The organism is Ruegeria sp. S263 (genome assembly GCF_056780525.1).
The window spans coordinates 2,844,758-2,865,551 of sequence record NZ_CM165558.1 but is presented as its reverse complement, the minus strand read 5'-3'; the positions used below and the strand labels follow the sequence as shown (position 1 = coordinate 2,865,551).

The following is a 20,794-nucleotide window of genomic DNA, read 5'->3' as shown; positions in this document are numbered from 1 at the left end:
TCGTGCTCAAATTTGAATTGGGTTGGCTTTCGCCAGCGCATCAAAGCGCATCAATGTGTCAATTAATTGAGGCATTTGATCCAAGGGGATCATATTCGGACCATCAGAAGGTGCCGAGTCCGGGTCTTGATGGGTTTCAATGAAAACCGCCCCAACGCCTAAAGAGACAGCAGCCCGGGCCATGACTGGCGCAAATTCACGCTGTCCGCCGGATGATCCGCCTTTGCCACCGGGTTGCTGAACCGAGTGGGTCGCATCCATAACAACGGGGTACCCGGTCTGAGCCATCTGAGGCAGCGCCCGCATATCAGCGACCAGCGTGTTGTACCCAAACGAGGTTCCACGCTCGGTCAAAAGGATGTTCTGGTTTCCTGTGCTTTCGACCTTGTCGACAATATTGGTCATTTCCCACGGGGCAAGGAACTGACCCTTTTTGACGTTCACGGCCTTGCCGGTGTTACCCGCAGCCAGCAACATGTCCGTCTGCCGGCATAGAAACGCCGGGATTTGCAGGACATCCACAAATTCGGCCGCAACGGCGCATTGGGCTTCGGTGTGGACATCGGTCAGAACCGGAATACCCATGGTCTTGCGGATGTCGCCAAGAACCTTCAGCCCGGATTCTATCCCCATACCCCGTTTCCCGGACAATGAGGTCCGGTTCGCTTTGTCATACGAGGCCTTGAAAATATATTGCGCGCCTGCAGCGTCGCAGGCTTCTTTCATTTTGCCGGCGATCATCTGGGCGTGATCGGCCGTTTCAAGTTGGCAGGGGCCGGCGATGATCGTCAGAGGCAGATCATTGCCGACCGTGAGGTCGGAGATTTTTACATGTTTCATATGTCTTACGAGGATACCTGTTCACGAAGGACCGACGCTGTTAGCGAGATCATCAGGTAGATACCAGCAAACAACAGGAAAGCCAAAATCGTATTTTCGAATTTGCGCGGATAAGTCGGATCCTGGCTGGGAACCGGATTCACCGATACCGACAAGTAACGGACCTTGCGGTTTGCTTCGGTTCGGGTGGTTTCCATCTGTTGCATGGCCGTTTGCAGCATCATGTCGCGTGCGGCAAGATCTGCCTGCGCCATCTGAATCCGCACGCTTAGCCGGGCCAGAGAGTTTTCGCCGCCAGAAACGTCCAGCATTTCGGCATTCAGTTCCTCAAGAACGGCTTCCAACCGGGCGATATCAGCGCGCGCGCCGTCCACCTTGGCCTTGTTCGGACGCAAGTTGTCCAATAGCGCCGCCAATTGCAGCTCTTTCTCCTGAAGCTGGGTTTCAAGTGTGTTAATGCGCGTGCGTAAGCCGACAATGACATTTTCGGGGTCCAGAATCGCGCCCTGCAATTGCAGCTCGATAAGTGCTTCCTGCGCCTGCCTGCGATCTTCCTGTGCGAGTTCAAAGCTTTCCAGTGCATCCCGCATCTGGTCTTCTCGCTTCAATTCGGACAGGCCGTTGATCGTTTCTTCCGCGTAGGACAGCAGTTTTTCGGACAAGCCCACCGCGATATCAGGGTCCGGGGCCGCAACTTCCATGCGGATGATGCCATCGCTTGGATCATATCCAATCGTGACCATTCGCTTGTAGAGCTTGTAGGTTTCTTCGAGGCTTGCGTCCGGGGCAAGGCGCTGGATCGGATCAATCCATTCTTGTTTGAAGATGTCCGAAAAGCCCATGTCCCGCTCCAACCTGATCAGAGCGTCCTTGGATTCCAAAAATTCCTGTGTTGCGACCGAATCCTGCGCGGTGGCGTACTGTGTTCCGGCCAGAAAACCGCCAAACGCTGCACCGCCGCCATCGGCCTGCAATATCGAATAGGCCGAGTCGCTGGCATACATCGGTGTCGCGTAGCGGTAGAAATACATGCCGACGGCCACTGTCGGCAGCAGCACAAACACAGCCAGTCGCGCAAACAGGGCAAACAGTTTGCGACGGCGGCGGCGAGCGATGTCCTTTTGTATTTCGCCGATCTCGAATTCCCGGCGCTGTGCAGGGTTCAGTTCAGGGCCGGGTAGGGTCTGAGGGCCTTCGGAAAAAGTCTGCGGCAGTTGGATTTTGACCTTGTCTGTTGTCTCGTCCTCGGCCCGCTTCTTTTCCGCTGCAAGGTCCAGCAGGCTGGCGCGTTCAAACGGATCTATGCCTTTCTTTCGCAACAACCGAACCGCATCGTAATCCGACGTTGCCGCCAAACCGTGTTTATGGGCCAGACGGCGGGCGATCCTGAGTTGGCGTCCTGTCAGACCTTCACGTTTGATATCGTCAATATCCGTGCCCGGCTGCGGTTCGTTGGCCGCCTCGGGTGCGCTGGTTGCCTCTCGGATACGCGACATTGCGTCGGCGCGGGCCTCGGCCGTGCCCGATCCGCTGCGCTTGCGCCGCCAGTTATAGATTCTAGCCTTGGGTTTGGTAGTCATATAGCTGTTTTGCCTCTTCCAAGGTGTCGAACATGTATAGCTGGCCGTCCACCAGAACAGCCGCTTGGCGCGCGAATTTCTCCAGAACTTGCGGACTGTGCGACACGATCACCAAAGTGGTGGTGCGCAGTCTTTCCCGCAGGATGTCGCCCGCTTTTTTGTTGAATTCCACATCTGTCGTGGCTGGCATCCCCTCATCTATGAGGTACATGTCAAAGTCCAGCGCCAACATGAGCGCAAACGTAAAGCGCGCTTTCATGCCTGACGAATAGGTGGCGAGCGGTTGATCAAAATACTCGCCCAAACCACAAAGCCAACTGCAATAAGCTTCGACATAGTCCGGGTCCATGCCATAGATCTTGGCGATGTAGCGTGCGTTTTCCAAAGCTGACAACTTGTTGGACACGCCGCCGGTGAAGCCCATGGGAAACGACACCCGGCAAGATTTGCGAATGACCCCGTCGTCGGGTTTCTCTAACCCGGCCATCATGTTGATCAGTGTGGTTTTTCCGGTTCCGTTTGGTGCGAGAATGCCAACGGATCTGCCCAGCTCGACCCTGAACGAAACCCTGTCCAGGATCACTTTGCGGCGTGTCCCGGTCCAAAAGGACTTACTGACATTTTCGAATTCAAGCATTCTGGGCCTGCTATATTTCTTGTCAATTCCTACCGGTCAGGGAGGCGGAAAAGCAGAGTTTTTATCCATTCACGTTGGCTGCATTATGTCGAATTATGAAACAAATGTTCAATGCATCCTGTTGCGGCCTGTTTTAATTGTGACTTTTCCACCTGTTTCGGAAGAACCTCGCCGTGACTAGGTTATGAGTAACTCTCGGGCAGTTTGCTTCAGGAAACCTTGCGATCTTATGAATTCACTCGAAGAAGAAATTGCGGCCTGCCGTCTTTGCGCGGATCGGTTCGCGGCCACTGAGACGGCCCATGAACCAAGACCGGTGGTCTGGTTTCGCAAAGGCGCCCCGATTCTCATAGCCGGTCAGGCACCGGGCGCAAGGGTGCATGCCTCGGGGCGGCCTTTTACAGACCCCTCAGGTGATCGGCTACGCGAATGGCTGGGGGTGGATGAAACCACGTTTTATGACCGCACCTGCGTATCCATTGTGCCGATGGCGTTTTGCTTTCCGGGGTATGATGTGCGTAAGGCCGATCTGCCGCCGCCGCGGGTTTGCGGCCAAACCTGGCATGACAAGGTAATGCGGACGCTCGGTGAGGTTTCTTTGACTGTCCTCGTGGGCGGCCATGCATTCAAGTATCACCTCAAAGCGCGCGGGTTGGTGACGGACACTGTGCGCAACTGGCGGGACCATGCGCCGCGGGTCTTTGCCTTGCCTCATCCTTCGTGGCGGAATACGGCATGGATCAAGAAAAATCCGTGGTTCGCGTCCGACCTGTTGCCGGTCCTGCGCGCGCGGGTGCAAGAGGTATTGAATGACTGAGATAACCGCGCTGGATTCGGCTCATGCCGCGATGGACGCTGCGCCTCAGGACGACGCCGCGCGTCTGAGGTTCTTTGAACGGTTGGCGGACAGCGAGTTGTTCTTGATGCTGACCGAAGAGGCACGGGACGAAAACATCTCACCCGAACTCTTTGACGTTGCAGATGGCAGTTTCGTGCTGGCCTTTGATCGTGAGGACCGTCTGGCGCAGTTCGCTGGCCGCCCGGTTCCCTATGTCGCGGTGTCGGGGCGCGTTCTGTCGTCGATGCTGGCGGGGCAAGGTATCGGGTTGGGTCTGAATTTGGAGACGGCCCCGTCTTCGATGTTGATTCCGTCCGAGGCGTTGGGCTGGCTGGCGACAACCCTTCAACATGGCCCCGAAGAAGTTGAGCAGCACTTTGCTGAGTTTGTACCGCCTGCGGGATTGCCAGATGAACTGCTGACCGCGCTGGACACCAAGTTGGCCACCGCTGTTGGGCTGGCTCAGGCCGCGTTTCTTGTGGGCACCAGATCGAAAGAAGGTGGCTCAGGGCACATGCTGGGATTCGTCGACGCGGTAGACGGTGCCGAGGCCGCCTTGGCCAAAGCCGCGTCCGAGGCGTTGACGTTTTCGGGGATTGAGGCCGGGGCGATGGATGTCGGTTTTTTCAGTGCACAAGATGCAGCCGCGGCATCTCTGGCCCGTGTGGGATTGCGCTTTGATCTGCCGCAGCCCGAAGCGCGGGCCATGACGCAGGTTGCGCCGGGCAGCGACCCGGATAAACCGCCTGTCCTGAAGTAGAACAAGACCCCGCGGAGCGTTCCCCGCGAGGTCTAGGTGTCTTATTCCGCCGCGGCCTCAAGCTTATCCTGCGTGCGGGTTTCGAAATCGCTGGCTTCGTGACGTTCGTGAAGCTGCGTATGTTTCTCACCAAATGCGCGATTCACCATTCGGCCGCGTTTGACGGCTGGGCGCTCGTCAATCGCTTTGGCCCAACGCATGACGTTCTTGTAGGAGTCGACGTCCAGGAATTCGGCCGCGCTGTAAAGACGCCCCAGAACCAGTTGGCCGTACCAGGGCCAGATCGCAATATCTGCGATCGAATAGTCGTCACCCGCGATATAGGTCTTGTCGGCCAGTTCACGATCCAGCACGTCCAGTTGCCGTTTGGTTTCCATGGCGAACCGGTTGATCGGGTATTCGAACTTTTCGGGCGCGTAGGCGTAAAAATGTCCGAACCCGCCGCCCAGATAAGGCGCACTGCCCATTTGCCAGAACACCCAGTTCATGACCTCTACGCGCTCTGGGCCGGATTTGGGAAGGAAGGCATCAAACTTTTCCGCCAGATGGAACAGGATCGAAGCGCTTTCGAACACACGTACGGGCTTTTCACCCGAGCGATCCCAAAGGGCAGGAATCTTCGAATTTGGATTGGCCTCGACAAAACCTGATCCAAACTGGTCACCGTCACCAATATTGACGAGCCATGCGTTATACTCGGCGCCTTCGTGCCCCAGCGCCAACAGCTCTTCGAGCATGACGGTTACCTTTACCCCGTTCGGGGTCGCCAAGGAGTACAACTGCAGCGGGTGACGCCCGATCGGCAGGTCCTTGTCATGTGTGGCCCCGGCAATCGGCCGGTTGATATTGGCGAACTGGCCGCCATTCTGACTGTCCCATGTCCAGACCTTGGGGGGCGTATAGGTCGTTTGTTCGGTCATTGTCCGTCTTTCCCAGAAGATTTCATGTAAATTGTCCGTCCGTCACAACAGCTAATATTGCAGACTTCAGAGTCCAACCCCGGAAGTTGGGTCGTTTTTGTAACAAACGGGGCGAAACCTTCACGTTTTCACGTGCGATGTCACAGCGGCGCGAGCGGGACTGCGCAGAGCACACAAATCACCTATCCTCAGACCGAACCCGAAAACCGGAGCGATGAACCGCTCCTCGGACATGAGGATTGAACACATGAAACGCTTTGCCCTGACCCTAGCCGCTACTCTTGCGCTGTCGCTGCCCGCATTTGCCGGAGATCAGTATGTCGATGGCACTGGTTTTGCGGTTTCAGGTTATGACGTCGTCGCCTATCGCGGCCTCGATCAGTCTCCGGTCGGTCAGGCGCAGCCCGAAGGAGTGCGCGGCCGGGCGGATATCACCGCTGAATACAATGGTGCAACCTGGGCGTTTTCGACCGAAGAAAACCGCGACAAGTTCCTTGAGAACCCCGCCTTTTATGCGCCCCAATACGATGGCCATTGCGCTTATGGCGTTTCGCGCGGCGGCAAGGTTCCGGCAAATCCCAACCTTTGGCGGATCGTGGACGACAAGCTGTATCTCAACATCACGGATGTGGTCGTAGGTTTCTTTGAGGAAGACATTCCCGGCAACATCAACCTTGCCGAAGGGAACTGGCCGGGGATCGAGGCCGACGCAGCATCAACCGCCGTCATTCCGAAATTCACCTCGGACGCTCCGGTTTCAAACTGATAAGTGGAAATTCGAATGGAAACCCGGCTGTTTCAGCCGGGTTTTTTTGTGTCGAAGTCAACTGGCCAGCCAAAACTCATCCTGAGTTTTCTGATCCGCCTCGAACCGGATGCGGACGCTTTTTGCGCCGGGGAACTTGCGGTTCAGGATTGTCTCGGGGACAACCACCTCGCCAGCACCGGCCTCTTTGCACTGAAAACTGAGGACCTCAGTCTCGGTGCGGCGAGTCCCAGCCAAAATCGACGTAGGAAGCGCGATACGGTTTGCACCTTCACAAACCGGAGATGGCACGAAATACGTCAGGTTGCGGCCATAGCAGCCGACAGCCTCGGGGATATGATCCGAGTCGGCCCGCAAATCGACCGTCGCCTCGGTCTGATTGGCTTCCTGTTCTTCCGAAACATGCGCAAGCGCTTTGTCGAGCAATGAACGACAGGCATCGATATCCGCATCTTCCAGCGTGATTACGCGTTTGCGCAACCTGGGACGCTTTGGTTTTCCGGCATCAGCAGCTTTCCCAGCCAACCCTTCTTCGCGCAAAAGATCGTAAGCTTCCTTGGCGCGTGTGAAGTCTGCCGCATCAGACGAGGAACAATCGGGATGTGCGTGAAACGCGATCTGTCGCCACGCGTTCCTGATGTCCGCAGAACCAGCTTGCTGGTTCAATCCAAGGGCATGAAGTGCCTCAGCACGCGCCCTGATTCTATCAACAGGTTCCATAACAAATCACTCGTTAAACAACTACGAGAACCAGTGTCAGGACGGGTGAATTTTTGTCAAATAAGGCAAAAAATTGAATATGAAGGGGGAACAATAGGGGTGTTTGCGAATGGATTGTCCCCCGGGTTTGGCTCGACAATATCGTGTGTTCGGACCTTTGGATCAGGCGACGTTCTGAAGCTCGGTTTTGGGTGTGATGCCCAATGCAAAACAGACATCACGGGTAAGTTCCGGGCGGTTCAGCGTATAGAAATGGAGCTTGTCGACACCGCCTTCGATCAGGTCGGAACACAGCTCGGTGCATAGGGCCGTGGCCAGCAGGTCTTCGCGGTCGTCGCGAACGGCCTTGTCAAACGCCTGTTCAACCCATGCCGGGATGCGCGTTCCACAGCGGCGGGCAAAGTTGCGCGCCCCTTTCCAGTTTTCGATCGGCAGAATTCCCGGCACGATGGGCTTGTCGATCCCCGCTTTGGCGCAGTCGTCGCGAAAGCGGAAGAAGGTTTCGGCCTCAAAGAAGAACTGCGTCAGGGCTTCGTCGGCACCGGCGTCCAATTTGGCCTTGAGCCAGTCTACGTCTGTGCGCGCATTTTGCGCCTCGGGGTGGATATCGGGGTAGGCGCCGACGCGAATGTTGAACTTGCCTGTTTCAGCCAGCGCCGCAATCAGTTCGACCGAGTTCTGAAAGCCGTCAGGGTGCGGAACAAAACTGTCCTGACCTTTTGGTGGGTCACCGCGCAACGCGACGATATCCTGGACGCCTGACTTGGCAAAACTGTCGGCAATGGCCAATGTTTCCTCGCGCGTCGCATCCACACAGGTCAGGTGGGCCGCGACAGGCAGGCCAGAAGATTTGTGCAAAGTTGCCACCGCATCGCGGGTCAGTTCCCGCGTGGTTCCGCCTGCACCGTAGGTGACAGACACAAATCGAGGATCAAGTGGGGCCAATGTCTGAACAGTGTCCCACAACCGAAAAGAGGCTTCCAGCGATTGCGGCGGGAAGAACTCGAACGAAATTTCTGGCTTGGTCATCTTGGCCTCATTTGCTGCGGTCCCGGGTCTTGTGCCAGTTTCTGCTATGTGAGACAAACTCATATTGTTCAAGAACAACATGAGCGAATCTGAAATGCACATCGAATTCCGGCACCTGCGCACAATCAAGGCGATCCATGAATGTGGTGGGCTTGCCCGCGCTGCGGACCAGTTGAACATCACGCAGTCTGCGCTGAGTCATCAGATCAAGGGGCTGGAAGATCAGGCGGGTGTTGAACTTTTCCTACGTCGGTCCAAGCCGATGAAATTATCGGCGGCTGGTCTGCGCCTGTTGCGGTTGGCCGAGCAAATCCTGCCGCAGGTCGAAGCGACCCAGCACGAATTCTCGTCCCTGCGTGATGGTCGTACCGGTCGGATGCATATCGCTATCGAGTGCCACGCCTGTTTCGAGTGGTTGTTTCCCGTGCTGGAAACCTTCCGCAAGTCGTGGGGGGATGTCGATGTAGATATCAAACCAGGTCTTGCGTTCGACGCTTTGCCAGCGCTGCAAAAAGAAGAGGTCGATCTTGTCGTGTCGTCCGACCCCGAAGACCTGCCGGGTGTCGAGTTCATCGAGCTTTTCGACTATGACGCCGTATTTGTCGCCGCGTCGGTGCATCCCTTGGCGCAAAAGGACTATATCGAAGCCGAAGATTTCCGGGGGCAGACCTTGATCACTTATCCTGTCGAGCGCACGCGACTGGATGTGTTCAGCCAGTTGCTGATCCCTGCGCGGGTGGAACCGACCGCGATCCGGCAGGTGGAACTGACGGCGGTCATCCTGCTTTTGGTTGCCTCGAACCGTGGGATTTCGGTGTTGCCCGACTGGGTCGTGCGCGAGGTAAAGTACAATTCCGACTATGTGACACGCCCACTGACCAAGGATGGGATTACGCGCAGTTTGTACGCAGCGGTTCGCACGGAAGACCTTGAAAAGCCCTATGTGCAGGAGTTGATTCAACTGGCCGGAACCGAGGCCCGCAAGCTGCAACAGCAATAGGCGCAAATCGCGGGTCTGCTATGCGTATCATTCCTCTTGGCAAGGGCGCTTTGCATCAGTATACGCGCGGTTTGACCGAACAGGAGCCTTTGGACAATGGTTGGCAGTGCAAACCTCAACATCATGATTAAAGCCGCGCGCAAGGCGGGGCGGTCTTTGGTCAAAGATTTTCGCGAAGTCGAGAACCTTCAGGTGTCGATGAAAGGCGCAGGCGATTTTGTCTCAAAGGCGGATATCGCCGCAGAGGCGATCCTGAAAGAGGAACTGCTGGGCGCGCGCCCGACCTATGGTTGGCTGGCCGAAGAGGGCGGCGAAATCCCCGGCGAAGATCCCACCCGCCGCTGGATCGTGGACCCGCTGGATGGGACAACGAATTTCCTGCACGGCCTGCCGCACTGGGCGATTTCAATCGCGTTGGAACATAAGGGCAAGATCGTCGCTGGCGTGATCTACGACCCGGCCAAGGACGAGATGTTCTTTGCCGAAAAAGGTGAAGGTGCGTGGATGAATGACACCCGCATTCGCGTCTCAAGTCGTCATCGTATGATCGAGTCTATCTTTTCGACGGGCCTGCCCTTTGGTGGCCGTTCGGACTTGCCAGCAACGCTGCAGGATCTAGCGCGTTTGATGCCGACCTGCGCCGGTGTGCGCCGCTGGGGCTCGGCTGCGCTTGACTTGGCATACGTGGCCGCAGGTCGGTACGAAGGGTTCTGGGAACGCCGCCTGCACGCATGGGACGTGGCGGCCGGGATCATCATCGTGAAAGAGGCCGGTGGCTTTGTGCAGGCCCTAAACCCCGAAGGCAGTGTCTTGGAAGATGGCGAGGTGATCTGTTCGAACGAACCGATTTTTGACCAGTTTGCAAAGGTGATCCGGGGCTAAGACCTGATCGCCACGATCGAAGTTGCGCGCCCCGAACGAGGCGCGCTTTTTCGTTTCATAGGGCCGCGCGCTGCGCCAAGCTTGCCTCATCCGCCAATCGCGCGGCGACCGACGCAACTGCCAAATCCTGCAAACCGACCCCGGTTCCGTCGAACAGGGTGATTTCGTCTTCGCTGGTCCGGCCGGGGTGATCCCCGTTGATCACGGCACCAATTGGTGTGATCTGATCCTGCTTCAGCGCCCCCGAGTTTACAGCGTGCTGGGCTTCGCCGATCGTAACGGATTGGGCGACCTCGTCTGTGAAGACGGTTGCTGCGGCCAAAAGCGCGGGGTCGACCTCTTGCTTGCCTTTCGTGTCGGTGCCCATGCAGGCAAGGTGCGTGCCGGGTTTGATCCAGTCATTCATCAATAGCGGTTCAAAGGCTGAGGTGATCGTGATGATCACATCCGCCTGCGCGCCCAGTTCCTGCTGGCTGACGGCCTCGAACTCCAACCCGATTTCCTCGGCCACGGCAGCCAGACGCGGCAGCATGTCCGGGTGGGGGTTCCAGGCGATGACCTTTTCGAACGCGCGCTGTTCGGCTGCCGCACGCAGTTGAAAGGCGGACTGATGACCTGCACCAACCATCCCCAGAACCTTCGAATCTTGCCGCGCCAGATGTGCAATCGAGACCGCTGACGAGGCCGCCGTGCGCACCGCCGTCAGGTAATTGCCCCCGACAAGCGCAGAGAGCTGCCCGGTGTCAGGATCGAACAGAAAGACGGTGGATTGGTGGTTGGTCAGATTTTTTTCGGCATTGTCGGGCCAATATCCGCCCGACTTTACACCCAGCACCTGTCCTTCCCTGTCGAACCCTGACTTGAAGCCGTACAATGCGTCCGCGTAACCCAGCGCCTCGCGCACAACAGGAAAATTCCACGCCCCGCCGTTGGCCATTGCGCCAAAGACCGACTGAACCGCGTCAAAGGCTTGCTGGCGGCCGACCAGTTGCTTGCAAAGATCTTCGCCTACGATCAGCAGCCCGTCTTGAGAAGTCATGATATCCCTCATTGCTCAGAACGCCTTTCCACGGGCCGAAACAGGCCAGAGCGTTTCAACCTTGCCGCCCCGCACACCCACATACCAGTCATGGACGTTGCAGGTTGGGTCACAATGACCGGGAACCAGACGCAGCTTGTCGTTGACCTTGAGAACATTGCCGGGATCACCGATCACGCCGTGTTCATCCGAGCATTTGAGGTATTCGACATCATCGCGCCCAAAGATGAACGGCAAGCCGCTATCGACGGACTGCGCCTTTAGACCTGCATCACAGATCGCCTTATCTGCTTTGGCGTGGCTCATGACGCTTGTTAGGATAAACAACGCATTTTCCCACTCACCCTGGTCGATCCGCTTGCCATCCTTGTCCAGAATACGGCCATAGTCGGCATCCATGAAGGCGTAGGAGCCGCATTGCAGCTCGTTGTAAACACCTGAATTGCTTTCGAAATAATACGACCCGGTGCCGCCGCCCGAGACCAGCTCGCAGTCGATTCCTGCGGCCTTCAACCCGTCAACTGCGTCTTCTACCATCGCGATTGCAGCATCCAGTTTCTCTTTTCGGGCCTCGTACGTGTCGAGATGCTGCATTGCGCCCTGATACGCCTGAATGCCTGTGAATTTCAGGTTTGGGGCAGCCACGACCGCCTCGGCGATCTCGATTACAGCCGGAGTTGTGGTCACGCCGCACCGCCCCGCGCCGCAGTCGATTTCGACCAGAACCTCTAATTCGGTGCCGTTGCTGACTGCCGCAGCGGACAGGTCCGCGACGTTATTGACGTCGTCCACACAGACGATGGTGCGCGCTCCGGTCTTGGGCAGTCGCGCCAGGCGGTCGATCTTGGCCGGGTCACGCACCTGATTTGATACAAGGATATCCTTGATGCCGCCGCGCGCAAAAACTTCTGCTTCCGAGACTTTCTGACAGCAGACACCCACCGCGCCGCCCAGCTTTTCCTGAAGTTTGGCGACATCAACGGACTTGTGCATCTTGCCGTGTACGCGGTGGCGCATGCCATGTGCCTTGGCATAGTCGCCCATCTTCCTGATATTCCGCTCCAGCGCGTCCAGATCGAGTATCAGGCACGGTGTTTGAATGTCTTTTTCGTCCATACCGATTGAGGCGGGGATGTCGAAGCCGACTTCGAGGTCGTCAAATTTCACAGGTTTGTTCATGTTATTCCTCCTTACCCTTTGAGCCAGGGCAGCTTGTCCAAATCCACGTTGCCGCCGGTGATGATTACGCCGACGCGTTTTCCGCGAAACACGTCCGGATTTTTGAGAATGGTTGCCAAAGGCACAGCCGAGGACGGCTCCATCACCACGCGCAAGTATTTCCACGTTAGTTTCATCGCCTCGATGATCTCATCCTCCGAGGCGGTGAAGATGTCGGTCACGTGGTTGGACACAAAGTGCCACGTGTTTTCCTTGAGCGGCACCAGCAGACCGTCGGCAACCGTTTTGGGCGCGTCGTCCGCGATAATGCGACCCGCCTTGAACGAACGATAAGCGTCATCCGCCTGTTCCGGCTCCGCGGCATAGATCGCTGTACCGGGAGCCAGGTTTGACATTGTTAAACAGGTTCCGGACACCATACCGCCGCCGCCAATCGGCGCAATGACCGCATCCACGCCGTCGGTTTGTTCCAGCAGTTCTGCCGAACATGTCGCCTGCCCAGCGATCACGCGGGGGTCGTTATAGGGGTGGACGAATTCGCCGCCCGTTTTGGCCTGCACTTCGGCAAACGTCGCTTCGCGCGAGGTGGTCGACGGCTCGCACTCGGTAATCGTTCCGCCAAAGCGCCGGACCGCATCTTTCTTGGCCTGTGGTGCCGTGCGCGGCATGACCACGTGGCAGGGAATGCCCCGCCGCCCGGCCGCATACGACAGCGAAAGCGCATGGTTGCCGCTGGAATGGGTGCAGACACCCTTTGCCGACATCTCATCGCTTAGGCCAAACACGGCGTTGCTTGCTCCGCGAACCTTGAAGGCGCCGGCCTCTTGAAAGTTCTCGCACTTGAAAAACAGATCGGCGCCTGTCAGGTCATTCAGGTAGTCGGACACCATGACCGGGGTTCGGCGGATATATGGTTTGATCCGTTCATGCGCCGCTCGCATGTCGTCGATTGTCAGCTTCGCGGCGGGGGTGTGATCCAGCATGATCAATCTCCTCAGGCTGCCGCCATTGCGTTGCCGGACGAGCCGGAACGATAGAATTCCTGCGCGGCCGCGACCCCGCTGCCCAGTGAGATCGGGTAATTCAGGTCCGCCATCGCCATTTCGATCGTGCTGAGGCCAGACAGGACCATCACGTCCGTCAGGCTGCCCAGATGACCGATGCGAAACGCCTTGCCGTTCAGTTGCCCAAGGCCGATCCCGAAGGACACGCCATATGCGTTGAACGCGTGATCTGTCAGGGCGTTGCTGTCGAACCCATCGGGGACATAGATTGCGCTGACCGTATCGGAATAAAGGTCGGGCGACTGTGCAACCAGCTTCAAGCCCCACGCGTCGGTGGCACGGCGAACCCCTTCGGCCAGCCGGTGGTGGCGGGCATAGACGTTGTCCAAACCTTCCTCAAACAGCATCTTAAGGCTTTCGCGCATCCCGTAGATCAGTTGCAGCGGCGGGGTATAGGGAAACCCGCCCGATGTATTCGCAGCCATCATGTCGCGGAAATCAAAAAAGGTGCGGGACAGCTTGGCGGACGCCATCGCCTCTTGCGCCTTTTCGCTGACACACAGGATCGCCATCCCGGTCGCCAGCATGAATCCTTTTTGCGACCCCGACACGGCGATATCGACGCCCCATGTGTCAAACTGAAATGGCACAGAGGCCAGCGAGCTTACGCAATCCACAAACAGCATCGCGGGATGGTTTGCGGAGTCCATGGCTTGACGCACAGCACCGATATCCGAAAGCACGCCGGTGGCAGTTTCGTTATGGGTCACCAGAACGGCGCGGATGTCGTGCGACGTGTCCTTGGCAAGGGCTGCCTGAAACAGGTCTGCTGGTGCACCTGTCCCCCAAGGGCAATCAATAATCTGCACGTCCAACCCGTGCCGTTGGCACAGGTCGATCCAGCGATGGCTGAAAACGCCATAACGGGCCACCAGAACCTTGTCTCCGGGGCTGAGGGTATTGGTGATCGCCGCTTCCCACCCGCCGGTGCCCGAGGCAGGGAATGTCACGATCTGACCGGTTTGAGTGCTGAAGACACGCTTTGTCTCTTCGAGAACAGGGGCGAACGTGTCGACAAAATCCGGTGCGCGGTGGTCTTGCGTTTGAACCTGCATGGCCAGCCGCAGCCGGTCGGGGATATTTGTCGGCCCTGGTATGAAGACCGGGTTTTGGTTGGACATCTTCTATTCCTCCGCTTTGGAGGACATTTTCCGGGATTATGCGGCGTCATGCAATTTTCTTGAAAAATATTTTCATTTTTGTCAAAAAATTTGTAACCGACGAAATTCGTGAAGATTTCCGTTTTTCATTTTGAAGGCGAATTTCAGCCGCGACAAAAAATATCGGGCAAAGGAGGAAGGGAAATTGGGACAAGAGCCGCAAAAAAGACCACGAGGTCGACCGAAATCCATGTTCAAGGAAAGCTCGGCCGGGACCATGCAGTCTTTGGATCGCGCGTTGGGCGTTATGACCACGGTTGCGCGCATGGAGCGGGCCGCGCTGAGTGATCTGGCCAGAGAGATCGGGGTCCCCACAGCCACTACGCACCGTATTCTGGTCACGTTGCAAAAACACGGCTTCGTCAGCTTTGACGAAGAGCGTCAGGAGTGGGTGATTGGCATCGAGGCATACAGAACCGGCGCGTCTTTCCTGCGTAGAAACAGCGTGATCGAGATCGGACGACCCATCCTGCGGCGCTTGATGCAGGACAGCGGTGAGACAGCCAATCTTGCGGTTCCCGATGGGTTCGAGGTTGTGTTTGTTGGGCAGGTCGAAACCGGGAACCCCATCCGGGCGTTTTTTCCGCCGGGGGCCCGGACCCCGATGTATGCATCGGGAACTGGCAAGGCGATCCTGGCCGAACTGGGCGAGGCCGGGTTGACCAAAGCGCTAGGCTTGGGGGAAACGGTTGCCTTTACCGAGAGTACCCTGCTGCCCGGGTCAAAGTTGCAGTCGGACTTGGCGCTGACGCGAAAGCGGGGCTGGTCGCATGATCGGGAAGAGCGCTATGAAGGCATGTCCTGCATTGGCGCGGCGATATTCAATGACCGTGCCGAGCCCTGTGCCGGGATATCCGTGTCCGGCCCGACTGTGCGATTCAAAGCGGACCGCGCGCCGGACTTGGGCGGGTTGGTTATGGCCGCTGCCCGGGAAATCACTGAACTAAGCGGCGGGCGTCTACCTGCGCGGAATGCGGGGAATGCGTGATTGCGAGAACTTGTAGGTCTGCTCTGGGTGGGGTGGATGGCCGTGTGTCCGGTTCCAGTATCTGATGCCACCGCGCCGCAACCACAAGGGAATACTCAGCACCAAACCGACGAAGAAACCGCCTGTATGCGCCCAATATGCAATCCCCCCTTCGTCCGGGTTGCTGGAGAGGCTGCCCAGAAACTGCATGCCAAGCCAGACCCCAAGCATGACAAAAGCCGGAATGGTGAAAACGCGAATATAAACGATCAGGATCAACAGGATATCGACCTGCGCCTTGGGGAACAGCAGCAAATAGCCGCCCATCACTCCGGCAATCGCGCCCGATGCACCGATTGTGGGAACCAATGAGCCGGGGGCTGTCAGGACGTGAATCAGGCCAGCGCCGATCCCGGCGGCCAGATAGAACAGAAGGAAGGGTAGGTGGCCCATCTCATCTTCGAGGTTGTCGCCAAAGATCCACAGAAACAGCATGTTGCCGATCAGGTGCATCCAGCCCCCGTGCAGGAACATTGATGTCACCAAAGTATCGAACGCAAATCCGTCAGTGATCCGAGCCGGAATAACGGCGTAATCATAGTAAATCTGGTTGATTAGTCGCGCGTCGTCCATGGCGCCTGCATAGCTGATAAAGATCAGAATATTCGCCGCCATTAGCAGGTAAACGACGAACGGAGTGCGCCCCGAAGGGTTATGATCGCGGATCGGAAACATGGCGCGACGCTGGGCTTTCCTTAGCCCAGCGTCAAGGTCTGTTTAGGCCGCACCACCCAGCAACGCCGCGTTACCCCCTGCGGCGGTTGTGTCGACGCAGACGTGGCGCTCGGCCTGTACTCGGGCCTTGTCTGGCAAGCCAGGGATCAGGGGCAGGATCGGACCAGTGCGGCGGGCCAGATGCCGTTCAATGTCTCGGGCCGTGGCTTCATCACCCCACCACAAAACGCCGGAGATACCTGTCGCATTTTCAAGCCGATGCAGGTCGATCGTACCTGTGGCGCGGATTGCTGAACCGCCCAATTCCTGCACGGCCACCGCTTGTGCCTGAACTGCAGCCTCACCCGGCCCCATACACAATAGAGGCGGGCGGGGGAACTCGCTGAGGCGGTTGGATTCTCCGGTGGGGCCGGGCAGGGAACGGGTTTGAACTGATGCCGGTTCGCCGTCCGGGGCAGGCATGCCGCCCATTGTTGCATCCCACGTCCCGGCGCTGTTCTGGCGGTCGGGTGCGCGGAAACGGGTCATGTAGTTTGGGCCACCGGCCTTGGGGCCAGTCCCGGAAAGCCCTTCACCACCAAAAGGTTGCGATCCGACAATCGCTCCAATCTGGTTACGGTTCACATAGATATTGCCTGCGTGAACGGCTTCGGTGATGTGCTGAACACGGTCGTCAATGCGCGTGTGCAAGCCAAAGGTCAGGCCGTACCCCGTGGCATTGATGTCAGCGATCACCTGATCAATCTCGGACGCCTTGAACCGCACGACATGCAGAACCGGGCCGAAAATTTCTCGTTCGAGCGCGGCAATGCCGGGGATTTCAATAAGCGTCGGTGCGACGAATGTGCCGTCGGGCGGCGTTGGCATCTCTTTTAGGATGCGCCCGTCCCGACGGGCCGTTGCAACGTGATCCGTGATGACCTGCCGTGCATCGTTGTCGATAACAGGGCCGCAATCGGTTGAAATCAACCATGGGTCGCCAACCTGCAGGGCCTCCATCGCGCCCTTCAGCATCGTCAGCAGGTCGTCCGCAATGTCCTCTTGCACATAAAGGCACCGAAGGGCCGAGCAACGCTGACCCGCCGATTGAAACGCGCTTTCGATGATGGATTGCACGGCTTGTTCTGGCAGGGCAGTGCTGTCCACTATCATGGCATTCAGTCCGCCGGTTTCCGCGATCAACGGGGTGCCGGGCCGCAGGTTTTCTGCCATTGCCTCGCGGATTTTCAGCGCTGTCGCGGTCGAGCCTGTAAAAGCCACGCCCGAAACCCGCGCATCCGAGGTCAGTGCCGCACCCACCGTAGGGCCACCCGGCAGCAACTGCAGAACATCCAGTGGCACACCTGCTTCATGCATCAACTGCACGGCGCGATGCGCGATCAGGGGTGTTTGCGGGGCGGGTTTGGCCAGTACAGCGTTACCAGTGGCAAGCGCCGCCGCAATCTGACCGGTGAAAATGGCCAGCGGAAAGTTCCACGGGCTGATGCATGTGAAGGTTCCAGCAGGCGCAAGATCAGGAATATTCGCAGCATAGTACCGCAGGAAATCAACGGCTTCGCGCAGTTCAGCAACTGCATCCGGAAGCGATTTCCCAGCCTCCCGGGACAACAGCGCAAAAAGCTCGCCGTAATGGTATTCGTACAGATCGGCAACGGCGTTCAGGATGCGGGACCGCTCGGTCGCTGGCGATTGCCATGGCGCCGCAGAGGCCAGCGCCAGTTCGACGTCCTCGGCGCTTGCTGGGGCGACAGCGCCGGGCCGGTCCTGAGGTTGGGCCGGATTGATGACAGGCTGGTCGTCCTCGGGCGTGGCATCCCCGGACAAAAGTGGCCGCGCGTACCAGTGATGTGCTCGGAACCAGTCGCGGGCGGCGTCGATCCGATCCAGTGTGGGCGTGTGTTGCAAGTCAAACCCGCTCGAGTTCGGGCGCTCGGGCTGAAACAGTTCAGGTCCGGTGGGCAGTGGCCGTGCCGGTTCGCGGATATCGTTGAACGGGTCGGCGGCGACTTCTTCCGGCGGCACAGTCTCATCCACAATCTGATTCACGAAAGATGAATTCGCACCGTTCTCCAACAGTCGGCGCACCAGATACGCCAACAGGTCGCGATGCGCACCGACCGGAGCGTAGATACGGCAGCGGGTAGAGTTCTGATCTTTGACCAACCCGTGCAGCGTTTCGCCCATCCCGTGCAGGCGCTGGAATTCATAGGGTTGATCCTTGGCCATATTCAGGATCGCGCTGACGGTATGCGCGTTGTGGGTGGCGAATTGCGGATAGATCCGGTCGGTCATACCCAGCAATTTGCGCGCATTGGCGATGTAGGAAATATCGGTCGCCGCCTTGCGGGTGAAGACAGGGAAGCCATCGACGCCTTCGACCTGCGCACGCTTGATCTCGGTATCCCAATAGGCCCCTTTGACCAACCGGACCATCAACTTGCGATCGTGGCGTTGGGCCATGTCATAAAGTGTGTCCAAGACGATCCCGGCGCGTGGGCCATATGCCTGAACCACGACCCCGAACCCGTTCCATCCGGTCAGGGCGGGCTCGGACATGACCTCTTCTATGACCTGCAGCGACAGGGACAGGCGGTCGGCTTCTTCGGCATCTACGTTCAGGCCCATCCCGGCGGCCTTGGCCAGCAGGCAGAGCGCACGCAGGCGGGGCACAAGCTCATCCATCACGCGCTGTTCCTGCGCCAGTTCATAACGCGGGTGCAGCGCCGACAGCTTCACCGAAATTCCCGGATTGGCGCGTATGTCGTCATGGGTGCAAGCATCGGCAATGGCCGCAATCGCGCGCGAATAGGACAGGTGATAGCGGGCAGCATCGGCCTCGGTCCGGGCGGCCTCGCCCAGCATGTCGTAGGAATAGGTATAGCCCTTGGCTTCCATCCCCTTGGCGCGGTCCATTGCGGCTTGGATGGTTTCGCCCAGTACGAACTGACGGCCCATTTCTTTCATGGCCCGGCCTACGGCCGTGCGGATCACCGGCTCACCCAATCGCTTGATTGCGCCGCGCAGGGCACCGACCGGAGACAATTTGCCTTCATCCAGAACCTTGCCCGTCAACATCAAGGCCCAGGTTGAGGCATTGACCAGCGAGGACGAGGACTGCCCCAGATGTTTACCCCAATCGGATGGCGCAATCTTATCCTCGATCAGCGCGTCGATCGTGTCGGCATCGGGGACACGCAACAGTGCTTCGGCCAGGCACATCAAGGCCACGCCTTCGTCAGTGGACAGGCCGTATTCGGCCAGAAATACCTCCATCATGCCGGGCGACGTGCTGGAACGAATATCGCGCACCAACTGAGCGGCAGAGGCGCATATGGACTGACGATCGGCTTGGGTCAGATCAGACTGTGCAATCAGGTGGGCCAGTATGGCTGACTGATCGGCATAGGTCTGACCGTCGATATGGGCGCGCAGGCTGTGTGACATGTATCCTCCGGGGCTTTTGATAAATATAGGGTCGATTTGACAGGAGGATTGCCTTATTTCTTTCCAAACTAAGGCGAATGGACTGAAGTTTTGGGAGAATACAGTGCAAAAAGACTTTCCCGGTCTTGATCGGTTCGATCAGTCAATTCTGACGATTCTGTCTGAGGATGGGCGCATCCCCATCGCTGACCTTGCGCGGCGGATTGGGTTGTCGAAATCGCCCACTCAAGCACGTGTGAAGAGACTTGAGGCCGATGGCATCATCACCGGATATCGCGCCTTGCTTGACCCGATCCGCCTTGGTCTGGACCACGTGGCCTTTGTCGAGGTGCGTCTGACAGATACTCGCGAAAAGGCATTGGCCGAGTTCAATGCGGCGGTGCGCAAAGTGGCCGAGATTGAGCAAGCCCATATGATTGCATCGAATTTCGACTATCTTCTGAAAATTCGCACCGGTTCGATGTCCGAGTATCGGGCCGTTCTGGCCGAGAAAATTTCGTCGTTACCCCATGTGGCCAGCACGTCGACCTTTGTTGCGATGGAGGCGGTGAAGGAAACCGGCGTCTCGGGCGCGTTCTGAAGGCTGGGTTGACGAAAGCCGTGCAAGCGTCACCATTGCTGTATGAAACAGCTTTTCCTTGCCTCTGCCTTTGTTGCCGCAACCTCGGGTGCTGCCTTTGCCGATGATTGCCCCATGGCACCGGATCATTCTGCTGGAGTGACCGGGTTGATCTCGCAGATACAACAGGCCGAAAACGAACAGGCCGCCCGCGCGCTGTCCAATCAATTGTGGGAGTTCTGGACGGATGCACCGGACGAAACGGCTCAGGCCGTTCTGGACCGGGGTATGACGCGTCGGAATGCATGGGATTTGTTGGGCGCGATCGAGGATTTCGACAAGCTGATCGAGTACTGCCCGTCCTACGCCGAGGGATATAACCAGCGTGCCTTTGCCCATTATCTGAGGCAGGATTTTCAGGCGGCATTGCCCGACCTGGACCGGGCTATTGAGCTGTCACCGAACCACGTCGCCGCGATAAGTGGCCGTGCGTTGACGTTGATGGGTCTTCAGCGAACGGACGAAGCGCGAGAAGCTCTGCAGCAGGCATTGGAGTTGAACCCATGGCTGTCAGAGCGTCACCTGATGGCTCCGGGCGGGCCGTTGGCTTTGCCGGGCGAGGATATCTGACAGCGCCCTCACCCGTATTCGGAAGAGGGCACCACCAAAAGATGT

General features: G+C 57.9%; 20 protein-coding genes. 8 read left to right on the top strand and 12 right to left on the bottom strand.

Annotated elements, in window-relative coordinates:
• Positions 1-6: 6 nt before the first annotated feature.
• The 3 genes from kdsA to ACT2B1_RS14245 are packed head-to-tail and all read right to left on the bottom strand — an operon-like array spanning position 7 to position 3,057.
• Positions 7-840, bottom strand: a complete 834-nt coding sequence (kdsA, locus tag ACT2B1_RS14255; RefSeq protein WP_481667988.1) for a 3-deoxy-8-phosphooctulonate synthase — start codon at positions 838-840, stop codon at positions 7-9.
• Positions 841-845: 5 nt separating this feature from the next.
• Positions 846-2,420, bottom strand: coding sequence for a KpsE/RkpR family capsule polysaccharide export protein (locus ACT2B1_RS14250; RefSeq protein ID WP_481667987.1), 1,575 nt, complete (start codon positions 2,418-2,420; stop codon positions 846-848).
• Positions 2,398-3,057, bottom strand: coding sequence for an ABC transporter ATP-binding protein (locus tag ACT2B1_RS14245; RefSeq protein ID WP_171212237.1), 660 nt, complete (start codon positions 3,055-3,057; stop codon positions 2,398-2,400). The genes ACT2B1_RS14250 and ACT2B1_RS14245 overlap by 23 nt, the downstream gene beginning before the upstream one ends.
• A gap of 229 nt (positions 3,058-3,286) precedes the next feature.
• Between ACT2B1_RS14245 and ACT2B1_RS14240 the strand changes: the two genes are divergently transcribed.
• Together ACT2B1_RS14240 and ACT2B1_RS14235 are read left to right on the top strand one after the other, a co-directional pair.
• Positions 3,287-3,874 (top strand): uracil-DNA glycosylase family protein, encoded by a 588-nt coding sequence (locus ACT2B1_RS14240; RefSeq protein ID WP_481667986.1) that lies wholly within the window; start codon positions 3,287-3,289, stop codon positions 3,872-3,874.
• Positions 3,867-4,655, top strand: a complete 789-nt coding sequence (locus tag ACT2B1_RS14235) for an SseB family protein (protein WP_171122295.1) — start codon at positions 3,867-3,869, stop codon at positions 4,653-4,655. Before ACT2B1_RS14240 ends, ACT2B1_RS14235 begins: the two co-directional genes overlap by 8 nt.
• Positions 4,656-4,696: 41 nt before the next feature.
• Here ACT2B1_RS14235 and yghU read toward each other — a convergent pair whose 3' ends face one another.
• The gene (gene yghU, locus ACT2B1_RS14230; RefSeq protein ID WP_171239631.1) at positions 4,697-5,575 is read right to left on the bottom strand and encodes a glutathione-dependent disulfide-bond oxidoreductase; all 879 of its coding nucleotides are present in this window, start codon (positions 5,573-5,575) and stop codon (positions 4,697-4,699) included.
• Between the two features lie 247 nt (positions 5,576-5,822).
• On the opposite strand from yghU, the gene ACT2B1_RS14225 reads away from it, so the two are divergent.
• Complete coding sequence (locus tag ACT2B1_RS14225) at positions 5,823-6,341, top strand: YHS domain-containing (seleno)protein (RefSeq protein ID WP_171120355.1); 519 nt, start codon at positions 5,823-5,825, stop codon at positions 6,339-6,341.
• Between the two features lie 57 nt (positions 6,342-6,398).
• On the opposite strand, the gene ACT2B1_RS14220 is transcribed toward ACT2B1_RS14225, so the two are convergent.
• Positions 6,399-7,061 (bottom strand): DnaJ domain-containing protein, encoded by a 663-nt coding sequence (locus ACT2B1_RS14220; protein ID WP_171122300.1) that lies wholly within the window; start codon positions 7,059-7,061, stop codon positions 6,399-6,401.
• 162 nt (positions 7,062-7,223) lie between these two features.
• Entirely contained in the window at positions 7,224-8,090 is an 867-nt protein-coding gene (gene metF / locus ACT2B1_RS14215) for a methylenetetrahydrofolate reductase [NAD(P)H] (RefSeq protein ID WP_171120358.1), read from the bottom strand.
• 94 nt (positions 8,091-8,184) lie between these two features.
• Between metF and ACT2B1_RS14210 the strand changes: the two genes are divergently transcribed.
• Positions 8,185-9,090 carry a LysR family transcriptional regulator gene (locus ACT2B1_RS14210; protein ID WP_481669027.1) on the top strand — a complete coding sequence of 302 codons (906 nt, stop codon included), beginning with the start codon at positions 8,185-8,187 and terminating at the stop codon, positions 9,088-9,090.
• 96 nt (positions 9,091-9,186) lie between these two features.
• Positions 9,187-9,972, top strand: coding sequence for an inositol monophosphatase family protein (locus tag ACT2B1_RS14205; RefSeq protein ID WP_171120360.1), 786 nt, complete (start codon positions 9,187-9,189; stop codon positions 9,970-9,972).
• A gap of 55 nt (positions 9,973-10,027) precedes the next feature.
• On the opposite strand, the gene bhcD is transcribed toward ACT2B1_RS14205, so the two are convergent.
• From bhcD to bhcA, 4 genes are read right to left on the bottom strand one after another with little or no spacing between them, the layout of a single operon-like run.
• The gene (gene bhcD, locus ACT2B1_RS14200; RefSeq protein WP_481667985.1) at positions 10,028-11,011 is read right to left on the bottom strand and encodes an iminosuccinate reductase BhcD; all 984 of its coding nucleotides are present in this window, start codon (positions 11,009-11,011) and stop codon (positions 10,028-10,030) included.
• A gap of 15 nt (positions 11,012-11,026) precedes the next feature.
• On the bottom strand, positions 11,027-12,190 hold the full coding sequence (gene bhcC, locus ACT2B1_RS14195; RefSeq protein WP_171239634.1) for a 3-hydroxy-D-aspartate aldolase BhcC: 1,164 nt from the start codon (positions 12,188-12,190) through the stop codon (positions 11,027-11,029).
• Between the two features lie 11 nt (positions 12,191-12,201).
• Positions 12,202-13,173: a beta-hydroxyaspartate dehydratase BhcB gene (bhcB, locus tag ACT2B1_RS14190; RefSeq protein ID WP_481667984.1), complete on the bottom strand. Its 972-nt coding sequence runs from the start codon at positions 13,171-13,173 to the stop codon at positions 12,202-12,204.
• 11 nt (positions 13,174-13,184) lie between these two features.
• A complete protein-coding gene (bhcA, locus tag ACT2B1_RS14185; RefSeq protein WP_481667983.1) occupies positions 13,185-14,375 on the bottom strand; it encodes an L-aspartate--glyoxylate aminotransferase BhcA in 1,191 nt (396 codons plus the stop codon).
• A gap of 229 nt (positions 14,376-14,604) precedes the next feature.
• On the opposite strand from bhcA, the gene ACT2B1_RS14180 reads away from it, so the two are divergent.
• Positions 14,605-15,402 carry an IclR family transcriptional regulator gene (locus tag ACT2B1_RS14180; RefSeq protein ID WP_171239636.1) on the top strand — a complete coding sequence of 266 codons (798 nt, stop codon included), beginning with the start codon at positions 14,605-14,607 and terminating at the stop codon, positions 15,400-15,402.
• On the opposite strand, the gene ACT2B1_RS14175 is transcribed toward ACT2B1_RS14180, so the two are convergent.
• A complete protein-coding gene (locus ACT2B1_RS14175; protein WP_171239637.1) occupies positions 15,373-16,116 on the bottom strand; it encodes a rhomboid family intramembrane serine protease in 744 nt (247 codons plus the stop codon). The genes ACT2B1_RS14180 and ACT2B1_RS14175 overlap by 30 nt on opposite strands.
• A gap of 42 nt (positions 16,117-16,158) precedes the next feature.
• Complete coding sequence (gene putA / locus ACT2B1_RS14170) at positions 16,159-19,560, bottom strand: bifunctional proline dehydrogenase/L-glutamate gamma-semialdehyde dehydrogenase PutA (protein ID WP_481667982.1); 3,402 nt, start codon at positions 19,558-19,560, stop codon at positions 16,159-16,161.
• A gap of 103 nt (positions 19,561-19,663) precedes the next feature.
• Here putA and ACT2B1_RS14165 point away from each other — a divergent pair, with 103 nt between their 5' ends.
• Together ACT2B1_RS14165 and ACT2B1_RS14160 are read left to right on the top strand one after the other, a co-directional pair.
• The gene (locus ACT2B1_RS14165) at positions 19,664-20,140 is read left to right on the top strand and encodes an Lrp/AsnC family transcriptional regulator (RefSeq protein ID WP_170411303.1); all 477 of its coding nucleotides are present in this window, start codon (positions 19,664-19,666) and stop codon (positions 20,138-20,140) included.
• 42 nt (positions 20,141-20,182) lie between these two features.
• On the top strand, positions 20,183-20,749 hold the full coding sequence (locus tag ACT2B1_RS14160) for a tetratricopeptide repeat protein (protein ID WP_171120376.1): 567 nt from the start codon (positions 20,183-20,185) through the stop codon (positions 20,747-20,749).
• The last annotated feature ends 45 nt before the right edge of the window (positions 20,750-20,794 follow it).